Source organism: Undibacterium sp. Di27W, assembly GCF_049340345.1.
GTDB lineage: Bacteria > Pseudomonadota > Gammaproteobacteria > Burkholderiales > Burkholderiaceae_D > Undibacterium.
This window is the reverse complement of record NZ_JBMPOS010000001.1, coordinates 688,704-705,775: the sequence shown is the minus strand read 5'-3', so window position 1 is coordinate 705,775 and position 17,072 is coordinate 688,704. Positions and strand designations below refer to the sequence as shown.

The 17,072-nt window shown below is 48.4% G+C and carries 9 protein-coding genes; 7 read left to right on the top strand and 2 right to left on the bottom strand.

The window, feature by feature from the left end:
* The first annotated feature begins 6 nt into the window (after positions 1–6).
* The 4 genes from ACO0LF_RS03125 to ACO0LF_RS03110 all read left to right on the top strand — a co-directional run bounded on the left by ACO0LF_RS03125 (position 7) and on the right by ACO0LF_RS03110 (position 8,683).
* On the top strand, positions 7–3,576 hold the full coding sequence (locus ACO0LF_RS03125; protein ID WP_423011797.1) for a M1 family aminopeptidase: 3,570 nt from the start codon (positions 7–9) through the stop codon (positions 3,574–3,576).
* A gap of 327 nt (positions 3,577–3,903) precedes the next feature.
* Entirely contained in the window at positions 3,904–5,766 is a 1,863-nt protein-coding gene (pepF, locus tag ACO0LF_RS03120; RefSeq protein WP_423011795.1) for an oligoendopeptidase F, read from the top strand.
* Between the two features lie 108 nt (positions 5,767–5,874).
* On the top strand, positions 5,875–7,929 hold the full coding sequence (locus tag ACO0LF_RS03115; RefSeq protein ID WP_423011793.1) for a S46 family peptidase: 2,055 nt from the start codon (positions 5,875–5,877) through the stop codon (positions 7,927–7,929).
* Positions 7,930–8,083: 154 nt separating this feature from the next.
* A complete protein-coding gene (locus ACO0LF_RS03110; RefSeq protein WP_423011791.1) occupies positions 8,084–8,683 on the top strand; it encodes a hemerythrin domain-containing protein in 600 nt (199 codons plus the stop codon).
* Between the two features lie 13 nt (positions 8,684–8,696).
* Here the strand turns inward: ACO0LF_RS03110 and ACO0LF_RS03105 are convergent, their stop codons facing one another.
* Together ACO0LF_RS03105 and hrpA are read right to left on the bottom strand one after the other, a co-directional pair.
* Positions 8,697–9,593 (bottom strand): DMT family transporter, encoded by an 897-nt coding sequence (locus ACO0LF_RS03105; protein WP_423011789.1) that lies wholly within the window; start codon positions 9,591–9,593, stop codon positions 8,697–8,699.
* Positions 9,594–9,712: 119 nt separating this feature from the next.
* On the bottom strand, positions 9,713–13,861 hold the full coding sequence (gene hrpA / locus ACO0LF_RS03100) for an ATP-dependent RNA helicase HrpA (RefSeq protein ID WP_423011787.1): 4,149 nt from the start codon (positions 13,859–13,861) through the stop codon (positions 9,713–9,715).
* A gap of 209 nt (positions 13,862–14,070) precedes the next feature.
* On the opposite strand from hrpA, the gene ACO0LF_RS03095 reads away from it, so the two are divergent.
* The 3 genes from ACO0LF_RS03095 to ACO0LF_RS03085 all read left to right on the top strand — a co-directional run bounded on the left by ACO0LF_RS03095 (position 14,071) and on the right by ACO0LF_RS03085 (position 16,992).
* Positions 14,071–15,222 carry a tetratricopeptide repeat protein gene (locus tag ACO0LF_RS03095; protein ID WP_423011785.1) on the top strand — a complete coding sequence of 384 codons (1,152 nt, stop codon included), beginning with the start codon at positions 14,071–14,073 and terminating at the stop codon, positions 15,220–15,222.
* Between the two features lie 135 nt (positions 15,223–15,357).
* A complete protein-coding gene (gene argA, locus ACO0LF_RS03090; protein ID WP_423011783.1) occupies positions 15,358–16,668 on the top strand; it encodes an amino-acid N-acetyltransferase in 1,311 nt (436 codons plus the stop codon).
* A 51-nt stretch (positions 16,669–16,719) separates the two neighbouring features.
* Positions 16,720–16,992, top strand: a complete 273-nt coding sequence (locus ACO0LF_RS03085; protein WP_423011781.1) for an oxidative damage protection protein — start codon at positions 16,720–16,722, stop codon at positions 16,990–16,992.
* The last annotated feature ends 80 nt before the right edge of the window (positions 16,993–17,072 follow it).

The following is a 17,072-nucleotide window of genomic DNA, read 5'->3' as shown; positions in this document are numbered from 1 at the left end:
ATCACCATGTTAGCGATACTCTTGTTTGAGCTACGTCAAAAATCACGCAGCCTGTCCAGCTATGTCTATTTTCTGGTGTTCTTTAGCCTGGCCCTGCTCTGGATGGCCATTGCAGGCGGTACGATTCCCAATGCATCCATAGGCTTTGGCGGCAAGGTGCATATTAATTCGCCTGTAGCAATCTTCCAAAGCATCACCATACTTGGCTACCTGGGGATAGCCACTCTTGCCGCGTTAATGGGCCAGGCCACTTATAGAGATATAGAACACCAAACCTGGCATTTTTTTTATAGCGCCCCCATCACAAAATTTCAATATTTAGCCGGTCGTTTTTTAGGTGCCCTGCTAACCAGCATGTTCATCTTTTCCGGTCTGGGCCTGGGGGCCTGGCTGGGATGTTATTTGCCAGGCCTGGAAGCAGTAAGGCTGGGGCCAATACAGGTATGGCCTTACTTTACGCCCTATTTATACGCAGTCCTGCCGAATTTCATTATCTTCGGCGGCATTTTCTTTAGTATCGGTGCGCTCACACGCCGCATGATGCCCGTCTATGTGTCGAGTGTCGTACTGATCATAGGCTACATGATTGCCAGTTCGCTGAAGGCGGATCTGGACAATAAGATGATAGCCGCCTTGCTGGACCCATTTGGTTCTACTGCTGTCAGCAACATGACTGAATATTGGAGTATCAGTGATAAAAATACCAGGCACATTGGCCTTGAAGGATTATTCCTGCTCAATCGCCTTATATGGCTGGCCCTGGGAAGTATATGCCTGGTGTTTTGTTACTGGCGTTTCAACTTCAGCAATGTGATCAAAACTGGCAAGCAAAAGAAAGAAAACCTTGCTACTGCGCCACTCAATATCGCATCGCCAAAACAGCTGCCTGATTTTTCAGGAAACAGGATCTGGAAATTACTATTCGCCGAAAGCATGCTGAACTTGCGTGAATCGGTAAAGAACGTCTATTTCATTGTCATACTGCTGGCAGGCATACTCTTCATGCTTGTCATTTCCAGTTCTGCGACCAAGTTGTTTGGTACTTCGACCTACCCCGTCACCTATGCCGTACTGGAAATACTTGGTGGTGGCTTTAGTCTTTTCATGCTTGTCATTACGACTTTTTATGCCGGTGAGCTGATCTGGCGCGAAAGAGATGCGCGCATCGCACAATTGCTTGATTCGCTGCCCGTTCCCAACTACCTGCCATTTTTGGCCAAATTGATTTCACTGGTCGTGCTACAAGGCATCATGCTTCTGGTATTAATGTCATGCGGTCTGTTGATACAGACTTTCTACGGCTATACCAATTATGAAATAGGCCTGTATGCAAACCAGCTTTTCCTCATGCAATGGCCAGAGTATGCGCTCATCGCAGTATTGGCGATGTCCCTGCAAGTCATCGTCAACCACAAATACCTGACTTATTTTTTAATGGCGCTCTATTACATCGCCATGATAGCTCTTCCGGCAATGGGTATCGAGCATCCCATGCTCCGCTATGCATCAACACCACCCATGATTTACTCGGATATGAATGGCTACGGACATGCCTTGCCTTTATGGCGCTGGTATTTAAGTTACTGGAGCAGTGCGGCTTTACTGTTGATCACAGCGTCGCTGATGCTGTGGGTACGTGGCACTTCTACCGGTCTTCGCCTTCGCCTGCGTCTGGCAAAACAGGTATATACCGGTGGCAATCGCATTCTTATGCTGGCCAGCATTTGCGGTTTTTTATTGACAGGTTCAGCGATTTTTTATTTTACGAACATCCTCAATCCCTATCGCAATCAGTTTGCCAAAGAAACCGAAAATGCCGAGTATGAAAAACGCTATAAACAATATGCCAAACAGATACAGCCACGCATCAGTGATGTCAAACTTAATGTGGATATTTTTCCTGAAACGCGTAGTGTCCACATCAAAGGCAATTATCAGCTCATCAACAAGAGCCAGCAGCTTATTGAAGAAATATTCATTACCCAGTCAGAAAATGCCCGCGTCATCAAGATGGAATTGAATGCCAACTTTGCACAAAATATCGCAGACAAAGCTTTGGGGTTTTATAGCTACAAACTAAAAAATCCACTGCCTCCAGGTGAAAAACTGAATTTGCAATTTGAACTGGAACTCGCATCCAGGGACTTTCTGGGCATGAGCCAGGGCCACGATATTTATGACAATGGCAGCTTTTTCAATAGCATCTTAATGCCGCATATAGGTTATCAGCCTGAGGTGGAACTCAAAGAAGATAAAAGCAGGCGTGAACATGGTTTACCAGAAAAAGAAAGAATGGCATCACGTGATGACCCCAGGGCGCTGCAAAACAGCTATCTTGCCAATGATGCAGACTGGATCAATTTTGACGCTGTTGTCTCAACTTCAGCAGATCAAATGGCGATTGCTCCTGGCACTTTAAAACGCCAATGGCAAGAGCATGGTCGCAACTATTATCACTATACACCTGAGCAAGCCATTTTGAATTTTTATGCATTCCAGTCTGGGCGCTATCAAGTCAAACAAGCCCAGTGGCAAAACATACCTATAGAAATCGATTATCACAAAGGACATGCATATAATCTGGAACGCATGGTAAAAGGCGTACAAAAATCACTGGATTACTACACCACAAATTTTGGGCCATATCAGCACAAATTGGTACGCATTGTTGAATTCCCACGTTATGCCAGGTATGCCCAGGCTTTTCCAAACACCATACCGTTCTCGGAGAGCATAGGTTTCATTGCCCATGTAGATGACAACAATCCCAAGGATGTGGATTACCCCTTCTATGTCACAGCACATGAAGTCGCGCATCAATGGTGGGGGCATCAACTCATTTCCGGCAATAGCAAAGGTGGCACTGTGCTGGTAGAGACACTGGCACAATATTCTGCCCTGATGGTGATGAAACATACCTATGGTGACGCAACCATGCGTCGTTTCCTCAAGTTTGAACTGGATCGCTATCTTCATGGCCGCGCCCAGGAAAGAAAGAAGGAGCTACCTCTGGCGCAAAATGAAAATCAGGGCTACATCCACTACGGCAAAGGCAGTCTGGTCATGTATTTGCTGCAGGACTTGATAGGGGAAGACAAGGTCAATGAAGCACTGCGCGAAATACTTGCCCTGCACGCCAACAAAGGGGCACCCTATGCTAGCAGCAGTGCCCTGCTTACAGCCTTGCGCAAGGTCACACCTGTCGGACAACAATATGTGATCGATGATTTATTTGAGTCCATCACCCTGTATGAAAATCGCGCCATTTCAGCCATAGCCAAACCCATGGCTGAAGGTCAGTATGAAATCAGGCTGAAAGTCAGCAGTAATAAACTGAAGGCAGATGAGCTGGGCGTGGAAAAAGAAGTCCCCCTCAATGACTGGATGGATATCGGCGTCGATGACAAGGATGGCAAACCCTTGTTACGCATGCGCAAACTCATCAATCAAAAGGAAATGGAATTCACGATGATGGTGAAAGGCCAGCCAGCCAAGGCAGGCATAGATCCAGATATCAAATATGTGGACCGCAAACCAGACGATAACTTGGTCAAGCTTGAATTCAATAGCAAATAATTGACGAAATCTGCATCACAAACAAAGGCGAATCCAGGTTCGCCTTTGTTGCGTTTTATCAAAAAAAACACCTATTACGAATCATGGTTAATTTGATACCATTTAATACATATTACTGCCTATGTAATTGAAATCAATCAATTTGCAGCGAAAAAGCAAAAAAACAGGAAATATATTTCCAAATTTGCTTTTCAATTGAGAACTTTCAGAACAGAATAATGCCCAAATACAGGGGCCATGCCATGACAAGAAACATCTATATTAAATAAACAAAATTGTCTCCCCTGCATTTATTCCACATCCATTAATCCACACTGGACCATAACCATGCATAAACATCTTGTTCGCAACTTGTTCGCTGTTGCATTGACCCTACCCGGCTTAGCCTTTGCTGCTCATCCCAGTGAGACAGAAGCTGACCACTGGAATTTGAATGACATGTATCAGACCAAGGCTGATTGGGACAAGGATGCCATGACGCTGGAAGTACAGTTAAAGCAATTCCAGACCTGTAGCGGCCACCTGAATGACAGCCTGGCGCGTTTCAAGACTTGCCTGGATTTGAATTCCGACTTGTGGAAGCGCTACTCCCGCCTGTCCAGCTATGCATCCCAGTTCCGTGATCAGGATACTGGTGACAATGCCGGCATGGACCTGGGGCAACGCTCGGATATACTCGGCAGCAAAGTCGAAGAAGCAACTTCTTTTTTACGTCCAGAAATTCTCAGTATGGGTGTGAAAAAGATACAGGCGTTCCAGGCCAAGGACAAAGGCTTGAAAATCTATGCACACCAGCTCGATGATATCCTGCGCTCTGGCGCACATACCCTGGACAAAAAGGGTGAAGAGCTGATCGCCACCTTCGGTATGGCCACCAATACCGCCAGCGCTGTTTACTCGACGTTCTCGAATGCCGAAATGCCTTGGCCAAAAGTCAAATTATCGACAGGTGAAGAAGTACGCATCGATCAGGCTGCCTATACCAAATACCGCGCCGCACCCAACCGTGCTGACCGTCAACTGGTGTTTGATGCATTCTGGGGCAAATGGAAAGAGTTCGAGCGCAGCTATGGCGTGACCTTTTACGAGCAATTAAAACGCGATGCTGCCTATGCGAAGATACGCAATTATCCTGACTCATTGACACAGGCACTCGACAATAATAAGTTGCCACGTGAAGTTTACGATACGCTGGTGGCACAAACCAGGGCCAATCTCCCTACCCTGCATCGTTACTTTAAACTGCGCGCAAAATTGTTAGGAGTAAAAGATCTACGCTATTTTGATATCTATCCGCCACTGGTATCTGGAGACTTCAAATACCCTATCAAGGATGGCATCAAGCTGATGCTGGAATCTGTCAAACCACTGGGTGATGACTATGCCAAAGCCATGGCCAAAGCCACGACTGAGCGCTGGATGGATGTCTATCCACGTCCGCGCAAGCGCTCTGGTGCCTATATGAATGGTGCAGCCTATGATGTCCACCCTTACCTGCTGTTGAACTACAACGATGACTATGAGTCAGTATCGACCCTGGGACATGAATGGGGTCATGCCATGCATTCCTATCTGGCCAATAAGCACCAGCCTTTCATCAGTGCCGACTACCCTACCTTCACGGCAGAAATAGCGTCTACGACCAATGAAGTCTTCTTGCTGGACCATATGCTGAAAATCGCCAAGAGCGATGATGAGCGTCTGCTCTACCTGGGATCTGCACTGGAAAACCTGCGCGGTACTTTCTTCCGCCAGGCCATGTTTGCCGACTTTGAGCGTGAAGTCCACGCCAAGGTTGATAAAGGTGAGTCCCTGACTGGCGAAGCACTCTCCAAGATTTATGGCGACATACTGAAAAGCTATCACGGCGACAAAGAAGGTGTCATGAAAATTGATGATACCTACGCAATAGAATGGGCTTATATCCCACACTTCTATAATCGTTTTTATGTCTTCCAGTATGCAACCTCTATCGCGGCAGGCTCGATGTTTGCTGAAGAAGTCTTGAAAGGACAGGCTGGTGCCAAAGACAAATACCTCAATATACTGAAAGCCGGTGGCTCTGCTTACCCTTATGAGCTGGTAAAAAGTGCGGGTGTAGACCTGGCTTCACCAGCGCCCTACCAGGCAGTATTTGCGCGTATGAATAAAATCATGGACCAGATAGAAGCCATACAGGCAAAACGCTAAACACTGAAGCAACGCCCTCTGTAGCCTATGCAATTATTCATATGAATAAGCTATGCCACTCACCAACTCTGGTGAGTGGCGATTTATTGTTGAAGTAATGGAAAAAAGATGCAAAAGAAATTTTTGTTGCTAAGCCTGGCATTGCCGACTCTGTCCATGGCAGCCGAAGGCATGTGGACCATGGACAATTTACCCAATAACAAACTGCAAGCTGAATATGGTTTCAAACCCAATGCAGAATGGGTAAAAAATACCATGTTAAGTTCAGTCAAGCTGCCCGGTTGCTCTGGCTCTTTTGTTTCCAGGGATGGCCTGGTCATGACCAACCATCATTGCGCATCGGGCTGCATAGAGCAATTGTCGACGGCGAAGCAAAACTATATAGAAAATGGTTTTCTGGCAAAAAAGCGTGAAGAAGAACTGGCTTGCCCCGCTTTGGAATTAAATCGCCTCGAAGAAATTACCGACGTTACCGAAGAAATCAAAAAAGCCACCGCAGGTCTGGAAGGTGGAAAATTTAAACAGGCACAAAATGCCATCAGCAATAAACTGACTTCTGCCTGCACCGGAGAAGACAAAGAAAAAACCCGGTGCGATATTGTAGACCTCTACCATGGTGGTCGCTATCACCTCTACAAATACCACCGTTATGCAGATACCCGCCTGGTGTGGGCCCCTGAAAAAGCCATCGCTTTCTTTGGCGGCGACCCGGATAATTTCAATTTCCCACGCTATGACCTCGACATCACCATGTTGCGCGTCTATGAAGATGGCAAGCCAGCGGACATCAAGCATTTCTTCCCTTTCAGCAAAACTGGCCCGCAAGAAGGGGAAATGACGATTGTTACCGGTCACCCTGGATCTACCCAGCGCCAATTAACCATCTCCCAACTCAATAGCTTGCGTGATATAGGCCTCATCGATGGTTTGCAACATATGGCCGAATTGCGCGGTGTGGTGACGCAATATCGCAAAACCAGCCCGGAAGCCGCACGCACAGCAGATCAAATGTTGTTCGGCATAGAAAACAGTTATAAAGCTGGTGTAGGCAAGCTAAAAACCCTGCTGGACCCAGAATTCATCGCCCGCAAAGAGGCTGAAGAATTGGCTTTGCGCCAGTTCGTAGATAGCAGACCAGAGTTGAAGGAAAAAATCGGCGGGGCCTGGGATGCCATTAGCAAAGCACAAGAAAGCTACCGTCAGCTACATAGAATAACCAGTCTTACGGAAGGGGGAGCGGCTTTCTCAAGTAATTATTTCCGCATCGCCCGTACTCTGGTGCGTGCAGCAGATGAAAAAGTGAAGGCAAGTGCAGACCGTTTGCCAGAATTTACGGATAATCGCCTGGCTGGTGTGCAACAAATGCTATTCTCCAAAGCCCCAATTTACCCGGAATTTGAAAAAGTCAAACTGGCTCATTCCCTGACCAAGATGCGCGAAGACCTGGGAGCCGATCATGCTTTTGTCAAACAGGTTTTAGGCAAACTGTCGCCAGAACAATTGACAGAAAAACTGGTCAGCAAGACCCGCCTGGCAGATATTGAATACAGAAAAACCCTGTGGAATGGCGGCAAGGAAGCCATCGCACAATCGGACGATCCCTTCATCAAATTGGCGCTGGCTGTTGATGCAGAATCGCGTAGCGCAAACAAACGCATGCAACAGGAAGTGCAATCTGTTGTACAGAAAAATTCTGAATTGATCGCGCAAGCGCGCTTCCTGCAATCCGGCACCAGTGTTTATCCTGATGCCACCGCGACCCTTCGTCTGTCTTATGGCGAAGTCAAAGGCTGGCAACTAGGTGAGCACACTGTAAAGTCTTTCACCACGTTTGCAGGTGCGTTTGAACATGATACCGGGACCTATCCCTTTGCTCTGCCCGCTTCCTGGCTTGCTGCAAAAAACAAACTGAACCTGCAACAGCCATATAATTTTGTCACCAATAACGATATCATAGGTGGCAATTCAGGCAGCCCACTGATCAATAAGAATGGTGAAATCGTTGGCCTGGCTTTCGATGGCAATATCCATTCTTTAGGCGGTGCCTTCTGGTTTGATGGGCGCAGCAACCGCACTGTTGCTGTTCATAGCACTGCCATACTGGAAGCCATGGATAAAATTTATAATGCCCAGGAACTATTGAAGGAGTTAGCGGGCAAATAATATTCTTCAGGTCAAAAAACAAGATAGCCACGCAAGCAAAACTTGCGTGGCTATTTTTTCATTAAGCATGACAGGTCTGCACTTTTGATCCTGATCAAGAGCCCTCTCCCTGCATCACAGTAAAGTAGCAAAAAAAATAGCAAGGAGGCTCATCATGTCCGTCAGAAATATTTACCCTGCTTCGCTGCGTGTCATACAAGATGAACACGAACACCTGTATTCGGTCATACAAGGCATGCGTTATTTCGTCAGGCAAATAGAAAGTGGTGGCAATGCACCTGATTTGAAGGTATTCCGCGCCATGCTGTACTACATCATGGAATATCCTGAAAAAGTCCATCATCCCAAGGAAGATCACTACCTGTTTGCCAAAATCAAGGAAAGAACACATCAACTCGACACTGAACTTGATGCCCTGAGTGAGCAGCATAGCAAAGGAGAATTAATGGCACACCGGCTATTCCATGCCTTGCTCGATTATGAGTTTGGCGGCGAACCTGCATTCCTGCCATTCCGCGACCTGGTAGAGCAATATGCGCATTTCTACTTCACTCATATGCGTGCAGAAGAAGAACACATCATGCCCGTAGCCAGGCAAGTACTGAATAATCTGGACTGGAAAGAAGTCGATACAGCATTCCTGGAAAACAAAAGAATGCTGGACGACGCTGGTGAGCGTTACAAATATGAGCAATTATTTTCACTCATCGTCAACATTTCACCTGCCCCTATAGGCGTGGCGGATCCAATTTGATTTGAATTAATACCTAGCGTTTTGAGGACAAGATAATGCCACCTACGATGCACAAAAATGCCAAGGCATGAAACACATGCGGTGTTTCACCCAAAAATGCAGATGACAGCAATGCTGCAAACAGCGGCGTCAGATTACTGAAAAAAGCAGCAATATTCGGCCCGACTTTTTGCACACCCAAGCCCCAGCAACGAAAAGCAATCACTGCAGGACCTATCGCCACAAAAGCCAGGGCGGCAAATAAGACAGGGCTCCAGTGTATCGTCGGTTTGGTGATAGCCCATTCAGCCGCGGAAAACAAGCCTGACCACAAGACACCAAAGCTCACTTGTGCCAGCAAGAAATCAGCCCAGTGCTTGCGCAAGTCACCATCATTGCCGCGCGTCAGCAACCAGCTATATATGGACCATGTAATGGTAGCGACGATCATGAAGATATCACCTGGCACCAGACGCAAAGCCAGCAATTGCGCCATCTCACCACGACTCAGGACGATCAGCACACCAGCGATGGACAATAGTGCACCCGCCAATTGCCAGCGTGTGACTTTGGCCTGAAAGAAGAGTCGCCCGACGATGAGCATCCACACCGGCATGCTGGCCGCAACCAGGGTGACATTGATAGGAGTAGAACTTTGCAAGGCCAGGTATTGCAAGGCATTGTATAAGCCCACGCCCAACAAGCCCAATAAGGCATAGCGCCGCCAGTTGCGCCATAACATGCTGTCGCGACGATAAATGTGGGCAGCCATGGGCAAGAGTATCAAAAAGGCTAATACCCAGCGTATGAAGTTAAGTGTAATAGGTGGCACCAGCTCATGTATCATGCGCCCGACGACGGCATTGCCAGCCCATAGCAAAGGTGGGATAACAAGTAAAAATATGGTTGCAGGGTTCAGTTTGTGATTCATGGATTTCTGGCTGTCGATAAAAAAGCAGGCTTCAGCTTGATTAGCCTGAAGCCTGCCCTCAGCATACAACAAGCAAACAAGCTTTGCCTGTGGCCATGCTAATCCATCTCAAATACCAACTATCGCTGCAAACTCTCCCACACTTTTTGCAAGCGTTTGACGGACACAGGCATGGGTGTACGCAGTTCCTGGGCAAACAAAGAAACCCTGAGTTCTTCCAGCAACCAGCGAAACTCCAGCAATTTCGGATCAGCATCCGGCCCGGTCTTGCGTGGATGACGTTGCCAGGCTTGCGCCACACTATTCCACTCTGCCAGCAGCTTCTGGTCACGCGCAGGATCAGCACGCAGCTTGTCCATGCGCACCGTGATCGCCTTCAGATAACGCGGAAAGTGCGACAACTGGGTGAAATCATTTTCTGCAATAAAGTGCTTGGTCACCAGCATCTGCAATTGCGCCTGCATATCAGCAGCAGCCTGTGCATGCGCCTTGATGCCTTGCAGCTTCTTGGGCAAACCATGGTATTCCACCAGTATTTGCGCAGCAGTGCGTGCTATTTCATTAGCCAGCAAATTCAATCTCGCCTTGCCTTCATCGCGACGCTTATTGAACTCACCCGAATTCGCAGGCAAAGGGTTTTGCAGGAAAGCGCTTTCTATAGCGACCTGGATAATCTGATCACGCAATTCTTCCTGCGAACCCAGCGCCATGAATTGCATGCCCATTTGCTGCAAGCCAGGGATATTTTTTTCCAGGAACTTGATCTGCTCTTTCAACTGCAAGGCAAACAGGCGTCGCATACCTATGCGATGTATGCGCGCTGCCTCGTCCGGGTCATCGAACACTTCGATATGGCAATGCGTGAGTTTGTCGACCAGCGCTGGATAACCAATCAGAGTTTGCTTGCCTTGCTGAACTTCCAGCAATTCTGGCAGACTGTCAAAAGTCCAGGCAGTCAGGTTTTCTTGCTTGAATGCCGGTACTGCGGCGCTAGTCTGAATGTTTGCAGTTGCAGGTTTTCCAGCATGACGAACTGACTTGTCTTCTGCAGCAGCCTGTTTAGGCGCAACTGGAGTTGTATCCAGCAATGCTAGTTTCTCGGCGCTGGCAATACGCTGGAAACTCTCACGTGCCTGGCCACCAAATTCTGCCCGCAAGCTGGCCAGATTACGGCCCATTTCCAGTTGACGGCCATGCTCATCAATGACTTTGAAGTTCATCGTCAAATGCACGGGTACAGTCTCGAATTTAAAGTCTGTAGTCTTGCATAGCAAACCTTTTTGCTCGCGTATATCGGCAATCACGGCATCAAGGAAATTGCCTTTACCAAAATCATTACGCTCACAAAAGCCTGCTGCATATTCAGGAATAGGCACGCAGTGACGGCGTATCTTTTGCGGCAAGGACTTGATCAGCAAATGCACTTTTTCTTTGAGCATGCCAGGCACCAGCCATTCGCAGCGATCTGCCGACACCTGATTCAGAGAAAATAAAGGCACAGTCAGGGTCACACCGTCACGTGGGCTGCCAGGCTCAAAATGATAACTGAGCTGCAAAGCCACGCCCGAGACCTGCATGGTCTTGGGGAACAAATCCGTGGTTACGCCTGCCGCCTCATGGCGCATCAGCTCGTCCTTGTTCAGGTAAAGGAGCTTGGGATTAGCCTTGGTCGCTTCTTTATGCCATTGTTCAAACAAGACTGCATTCCACACATCGGCTGGCAAATGCTGATCATAAAAAGCCACGATCAGTTCCTCATCGACCAATACATCGAGGCGGCGTGATTTGTGTTCGAGGTTTTCTATCTCTCGCACCAGCTTCTGGTTATACGCGAAGAAAGGGGCGCGAGTATCAAATTCACCTTCGACCAGGGCATCACGGATAAACATCTCGCGCGCCTCTACTGGGTGTGTCAAACCATATTGCGTGCGGCGCTGACTATAGACGACCAGACCATACAGGGTGGCACGTTCAAAGGCAGATACCTGCCCTGCACGTTTTTCCCAGCGTGGTTCGCCATAGGATTTTTTCAGAAGGTGCTCGCCTATCTTTTCCAGCCATTCTGGATTGATCTGGGCAATGCAGCGGCCGTACAAACGTGTGGTATCCACCAGCTCAGCCGCCATGATCCAGCGCCCGGCTTTTTTGACCAGGGTAGAACCCGGCCATATATAAAATTTGATACCACGCGCACCAAGGTAATGCGCTTCTTCATCTGACTTATAGCCTATATTGCCGAGCAAACCAGTCAACAATGACAAATGCAATTGCTCATAAGTGGCAGGTGCCTCATTCAAGCGCCAGCCCTGCTCTTTGACGATGGTCAACAATTGCGAATGCACTTCACGCCATTCGCGCAAGCGCATCTGACTCAGGAAATTGGAACGACAATTATCTTGTAACTGGCGATTGGTTTTCTTATGCTCGATGGCATCTTCAAACCAGTTCCATATCTTCAGATAAGACTGAAATTCAGATTTTTCATCGGCAAATTTCTTGTGCGCCATGTCAGCCGCAGCCTGCGCCTCCATGGGTCGGTCACGCGGGTCTTGCACCGACAAGGCAGCAGCAATAATCAACACTTCCTGCAAGGCCTGGTTGTCACGCGCAGCCAGAATCATGCGGCCGACACGCGGGTCCAGCGGCAGTTTGGCGAGCTGTCTGCCAACCGGCGTCAACTGATTCACTTCATCCATCGCCCCAAGTTCTTGCAAAAGCTGATAACCATCGGCAATCGCTCGGCCCGGCGGCGGCTCGATAAAGGGGAATGTTTCCACGTCAGTCAGGCGCAAGGATTTCATGCGCAAGATGACGGCAGCCAGTGACGAACGTAGAATTTCTGGCTCGGTAAATTTTGGCCTTTGCAAATAGTCCTGCTCATCAAACAGGCGTATGCAAACACCAGCCGCAACGCGGCCGCAACGACCGGCACGCTGGTTTGCCGCAGACTGGGCAACCGCCTCTATCTGCAGTTGCTCCACTTTGTTCCGGTAACTGTAGCGCTTGACGCGTGCCAGACCAGCATCGACGACATAGCGTATGCCTGGCACAGTCAGCGAGGTTTCTGCCACATTCGTGGCCAGGACAATGCGACGCGCATTCGAGGTCTTGAATACCCTCTCCTGATCTTGTGCTGACAGGCGGGCAAACAGCGGCAAAATTTCTACATGCGGTGGATGGTGTTTGCGCAAGGCTTCGGCAGCATCGCGAATTTCACGCTCGCCGGGTAAAAATACCAGCACGTCACCAGAACCTACACGGCACAATTCATCAACGGCATCGGTAATCGCCGTCATCAAATCGCGTTCTTTATCTTTTTCTGTATCTTGTATCGGCCGATAGCGCACTTCTACCGGGTACAGACGGCCTGATACTTCGATCACCGGCGCTGGCTTGGGCTCTGCACCTCTGGTATCAGCAAAATGATTGGCAAAGCGTTGTGCATCTATCGTGGCTGAAGTGATGATGATCTTCAGGTCACGGCGCTTGGGTAGCAATTGCTTCAGATAACCGAGCAAAAAATCAATATTCAGGCTGCGTTCATGCGCCTCATCGATGATGATGGTGTCATATTGCTTTAACAGCGGGTCGGTCTGAGTTTCTGCCAGCAAGATACCGTCCGTCATCAACTTGACGGACGCGCCCTTGCTCAGGGTATCGGTAAAGCGGACTTTAAAGCCTACATGCTCGCCCAGCGGCGAATTCAATTCTTGCGCAATACGCTTGGCGGTAGACGAAGCAGCAATACGGCGTGGCTGGGTATGGCCTATCAGACCTTTTTGCCCGCGCCCCAACTCCAGGCAAATCTTAGGTAATTGTGTGGTCTTGCCTGAACCAGTTTCGCCGCAGACAATGATGACCTGGTGTTTTTGCAAAGCCTCGGCAATCTCCGCCCGCTTGCCGGATACCGGCAACTCTTCAGGGAAGGTAATAGGCGGTAAAACATTGCGAAAAGGCAAAGTTGGTACATCCGCCACCGGGGCAGGCGCAACTGGCGCTTTTACGTTGCTACTTGTCCGCTCTGTTGACGATGTTGATGACTTATTGCGACCAGCTTGCCGTGTGGCTTGCCGTGCGTGCCCATTCTGCGTTTTTGGCGGGCGTGTTGATTCCATGCCGCTCACAGTGGGCGGTGCAATTCCACTTTCCTCAGACTTTGCAGCAGTGACGCGCAATTGTTGTCGAAGTTCGCGCAAGCCCGATAAACCATCTATCGCACCGGGCATTGCTTTTTTGGGGGAGTTTTTTGGTGTTTGATTTGAAGACATAGCGCTGCGCATTATCCCAGATTTTCAAGCAGGGTGCGCAATGTTGTTTTTTGTCTATGCCAATTCATCAAAACAGATCCTGATCCTTTCATATTTTGTGGCTACAAGAAAATAGTGTGAACTAATTTCTCCAAAAATTAATCTATACTGAATAGATCAAAATCGGTCGAAACCGGTCATCATTTATCGAGACATAAATGGAGCTTAAGATGAAAACCTGGATCATACTTTTCCTCACTTGCATCATGACTGCTTGCGCCACTCCCGCCGCGCAAAAACTCGGCAATATACATTTTCACGACCAGGCATTCAGTCCAAGCTCGACTCCCGTCAATGCTGAAAATGTGCTGACTGTCAGTAAGGAAATGCATGCTTACTTACAAGAAGTGATCATGCCACTCGCGCATAGACGTGGGCCACAAAAAGCCTTGTTTGAAGCCTTATCCAGCAAGCATCAAATCAAGCTGGAATATGATGCAGAAATGACACGCAATGCGGCCCAGGCTTTTGCTGCGCGCTCTGGCAACTGCCTGTCACTGGTGCTCATGACTTCTGCTTTTGCCAAACAAATGGGTCTGGACGTGCAATATCAAAATGTCTTCATAGAAGAATCCTGGAGCCGCAACGACGATTTGTATTTCGCCGCTGGCCACGTCAACATCGTACTTGGCAGGCGTCCGGGTTTTTTACGTAATACAGAAGAATACCAGCAGTCCATGGTGATAGATTTTTTACCTCCCAGTGAAATTCGCGGCCAAAAGTCGACGGTGATTGGCGAAGCGACAGTACTCGCCATGTATATGAATAATCGGGCAGCTGAATTACTGGCGCAACATAATGTCAATGATGCATATTGGTTTGCGCGTGAATCCTTGCGCATAGACTCTGATTTTATGGTTGCCTACAATACCCTGGGGGTGATTTACCGCCAGCACGGTGATTTGCAATTAGCAGAAAATGTATTCAAACAAATACTGCAAAAAGAGCCAGAAAACACGCTTGCACTAAGCAACCTGGTCGAGGTTTTGCGTAAATCTGCGCGTTATCAGGAAGCACAAGCTTATCTCAGTACATTAGAAAGATTACAGCCTTATCCGCCTTTCCATTTTTTCAATCGTGGTATGGCAGCCATGCAGCGTGGCGACTTCAAGGAAGCCAAAGCCTTGTTCAAACGAGAAATCAAACGTGATGCCAATTATGATGAATTTCACTTATGGCTGGCCCTGGCGCATTTGAAACTTGGCGAAATAGCAGATGCCACTGATGAACTCATTCTTGCCAAGGCCAATAGCACCACCCACAAAGCCCATGATTTATATGCCAATAAACTGGAACGTATCAAGGCAACGTATACGCATTGAAAGCCTTGAACGCCTAGCAGGCACTGAGCACAGCAAAATTCAATAATCTGCGTTTTTCCTGGCATGTACGGGGATGTGGAAATTCGACCACGTTGAATGGTCATCCGTTTTCCCGACTCAGATTATAATTGGCGGATGGAAAATCCCGTTCAATTCGTTCATTGGTTGCGTTCAGTCGCCCCCTACATTCATGCCTTCCGTGGAAAAACCTTTGTGGTTGCCTTTCCCGGGGAACTGGTCATGGCAGGTGCCCTGCCGGTTCTGGCGCAAGATTTATCACTTTTACACGCTCTTGGCATCAAGATCGTTATTGTGCATGGCTCACGACCCCAGGTAGCCGAGCAACTGGCCCTGCGAAACGTAGAAGGGCGCTTTCACAATGGCATACGCATTACCGACACTGCCGCGCTGGAATGCTCAAAAGAAGCTGCAGGCGAATTACGTCTTGATATCGAGGCCGCATTTAGCCAAGGCTTACCTAACACGCCTATGGCACATTCTGCCATACGTATTATTTCTGGCAATTTTGTTACCGCAAAACCCATAGGCATAGTCGGTGGCGTAGACTTTCAACTGACGGGAATAGCCCGTAAAGTCGCTTATGACACCATCCATCGCATTCTCGATGCTGGCAACCTGATTTTGCTGGGCCCACTAGGCTTCTCCCCCACGGGCGAAGCCTTCAATCTGACCATGGAAGATGTGGCTGTTTCAACAGCGACAGCCCTGCGTGCAGACAAGCTGATCTTCATCACCGAAACACCAATGATGATGGATCAGGATAATGATGAAATCCGTGAATTGTCTTTCATGCAGGCCGAGCAGGAATTGAAGGCAAGCTACTTGCCACTTGATTCGGCCTTTTACCTGGAACATGCAATCAAGGCTTCACGTGGTGGCGTCCCGCGTATCCATATCGTGCCTTACGAAATGGATGGCTCGGCATTGCTGGAATTATTTACCCATGATGGCGTGGGCACCATGGTGTCTTCAGAAAACCTGGAAAGCCTGCGTGAAGCCACTATTGAAGACGTCGGTGGCATCATCAAGTTGATAGAACCTCTGGAAGCCGATGGCACCCTGGTCAAGCGTGGCCGCGAATTGATAGAGCGTGAAATCAATTACTTCTCAGTCATAGAGCATGATGGCGTGATTTTTGGTTGTGCTGCGCTCTACCCTTTCCCCTTCGAGAAAATGGCAGAAATGGCTTGCCTGACTGTCAATCCCGATGTGCAAAGCCAGGGAGATGGCGAGCGCATACTCAAACATATGGAAAAACGTGCACGCCGCGCTGGCTTCCACAGTCTGTTTGTCTTGACAACACGCACTGCGCACTGGTTCCTGAAACGTGGATTTGTCAGTGCCTCAGTTGACGATTTACCAAAAGACCGGCAGAAAATGTATAACTGGCAACGCAAATCCCTGGTTCTGATCAAGCAACTCTAAGCCAGTAGCCGTATAATTCAGGCTGTTTTCAAGATATGAAGGAGCAACAACATGGCCCGTCTGGTCAACTGCATTAAATTAGACAAAGAAGCCGAAGGCCTGGACTTTCCTCCCTACCCAGGTGAGTTGGGTAAAAGAATTTATGAAAGCGTGTCCAAAGAAGCCTGGGCTGCCTGGCTCAAGCATCAAACCATGCTGGTCAATGAGAACCGCCTGAATCTGGCAGATACGCGCGCCCGCAAGTATCTGGCAACCCAGATGGAAAAGCATTTCTTTGGCGATGGCGCTGATGCCGCAACTGGCTACGTGCCACCGACTGAGTAAATCAGTCTTATTTCAGCTTCAAATCAAATGAAAAAGCCCGCAATATGAGATTGCGGGCTTTTTCATTTCTAACCAGGGCG

Bases quoted from the DNA above. Each gene is read 5' to 3' on its own strand.
- ACO0LF_RS03125 (WP_423011797.1), top strand. From the start codon at position 7: ATGTTAGCGATACTCTTGTTTGAGCTACGTCAAAAATCACGCAGCCTG.
- pepF (WP_423011795.1), top strand. From the start codon at position 3,904: ATGCATAAACATCTTGTTCGCAACTTGTTCGCTGTTGCATTGACCCTA.
- ACO0LF_RS03115 (WP_423011793.1), top strand. From the start codon at position 5,875: ATGCAAAAGAAATTTTTGTTGCTAAGCCTGGCATTGCCGACTCTGTCC.
- ACO0LF_RS03110 (WP_423011791.1), top strand. From the start codon at position 8,084: ATGTCCGTCAGAAATATTTACCCTGCTTCGCTGCGTGTCATACAAGAT.
- ACO0LF_RS03105 (WP_423011789.1), bottom strand. From the start codon at position 9,593: ATGAATCACAAACTGAACCCTGCAACCATATTTTTACTTGTTATCCCA.
- hrpA (WP_423011787.1), bottom strand. From the start codon at position 13,861: ATGTCTTCAAATCAAACACCAAAAAACTCCCCCAAAAAAGCAATGCCC.
- ACO0LF_RS03095 (WP_423011785.1), top strand. From the start codon at position 14,071: ATGAAAACCTGGATCATACTTTTCCTCACTTGCATCATGACTGCTTGC.
- argA (WP_423011783.1), top strand. From the start codon at position 15,358: ATGGAAAATCCCGTTCAATTCGTTCATTGGTTGCGTTCAGTCGCCCCC.
- ACO0LF_RS03085 (WP_423011781.1), top strand. From the start codon at position 16,720: ATGGCCCGTCTGGTCAACTGCATTAAATTAGACAAAGAAGCCGAAGGC.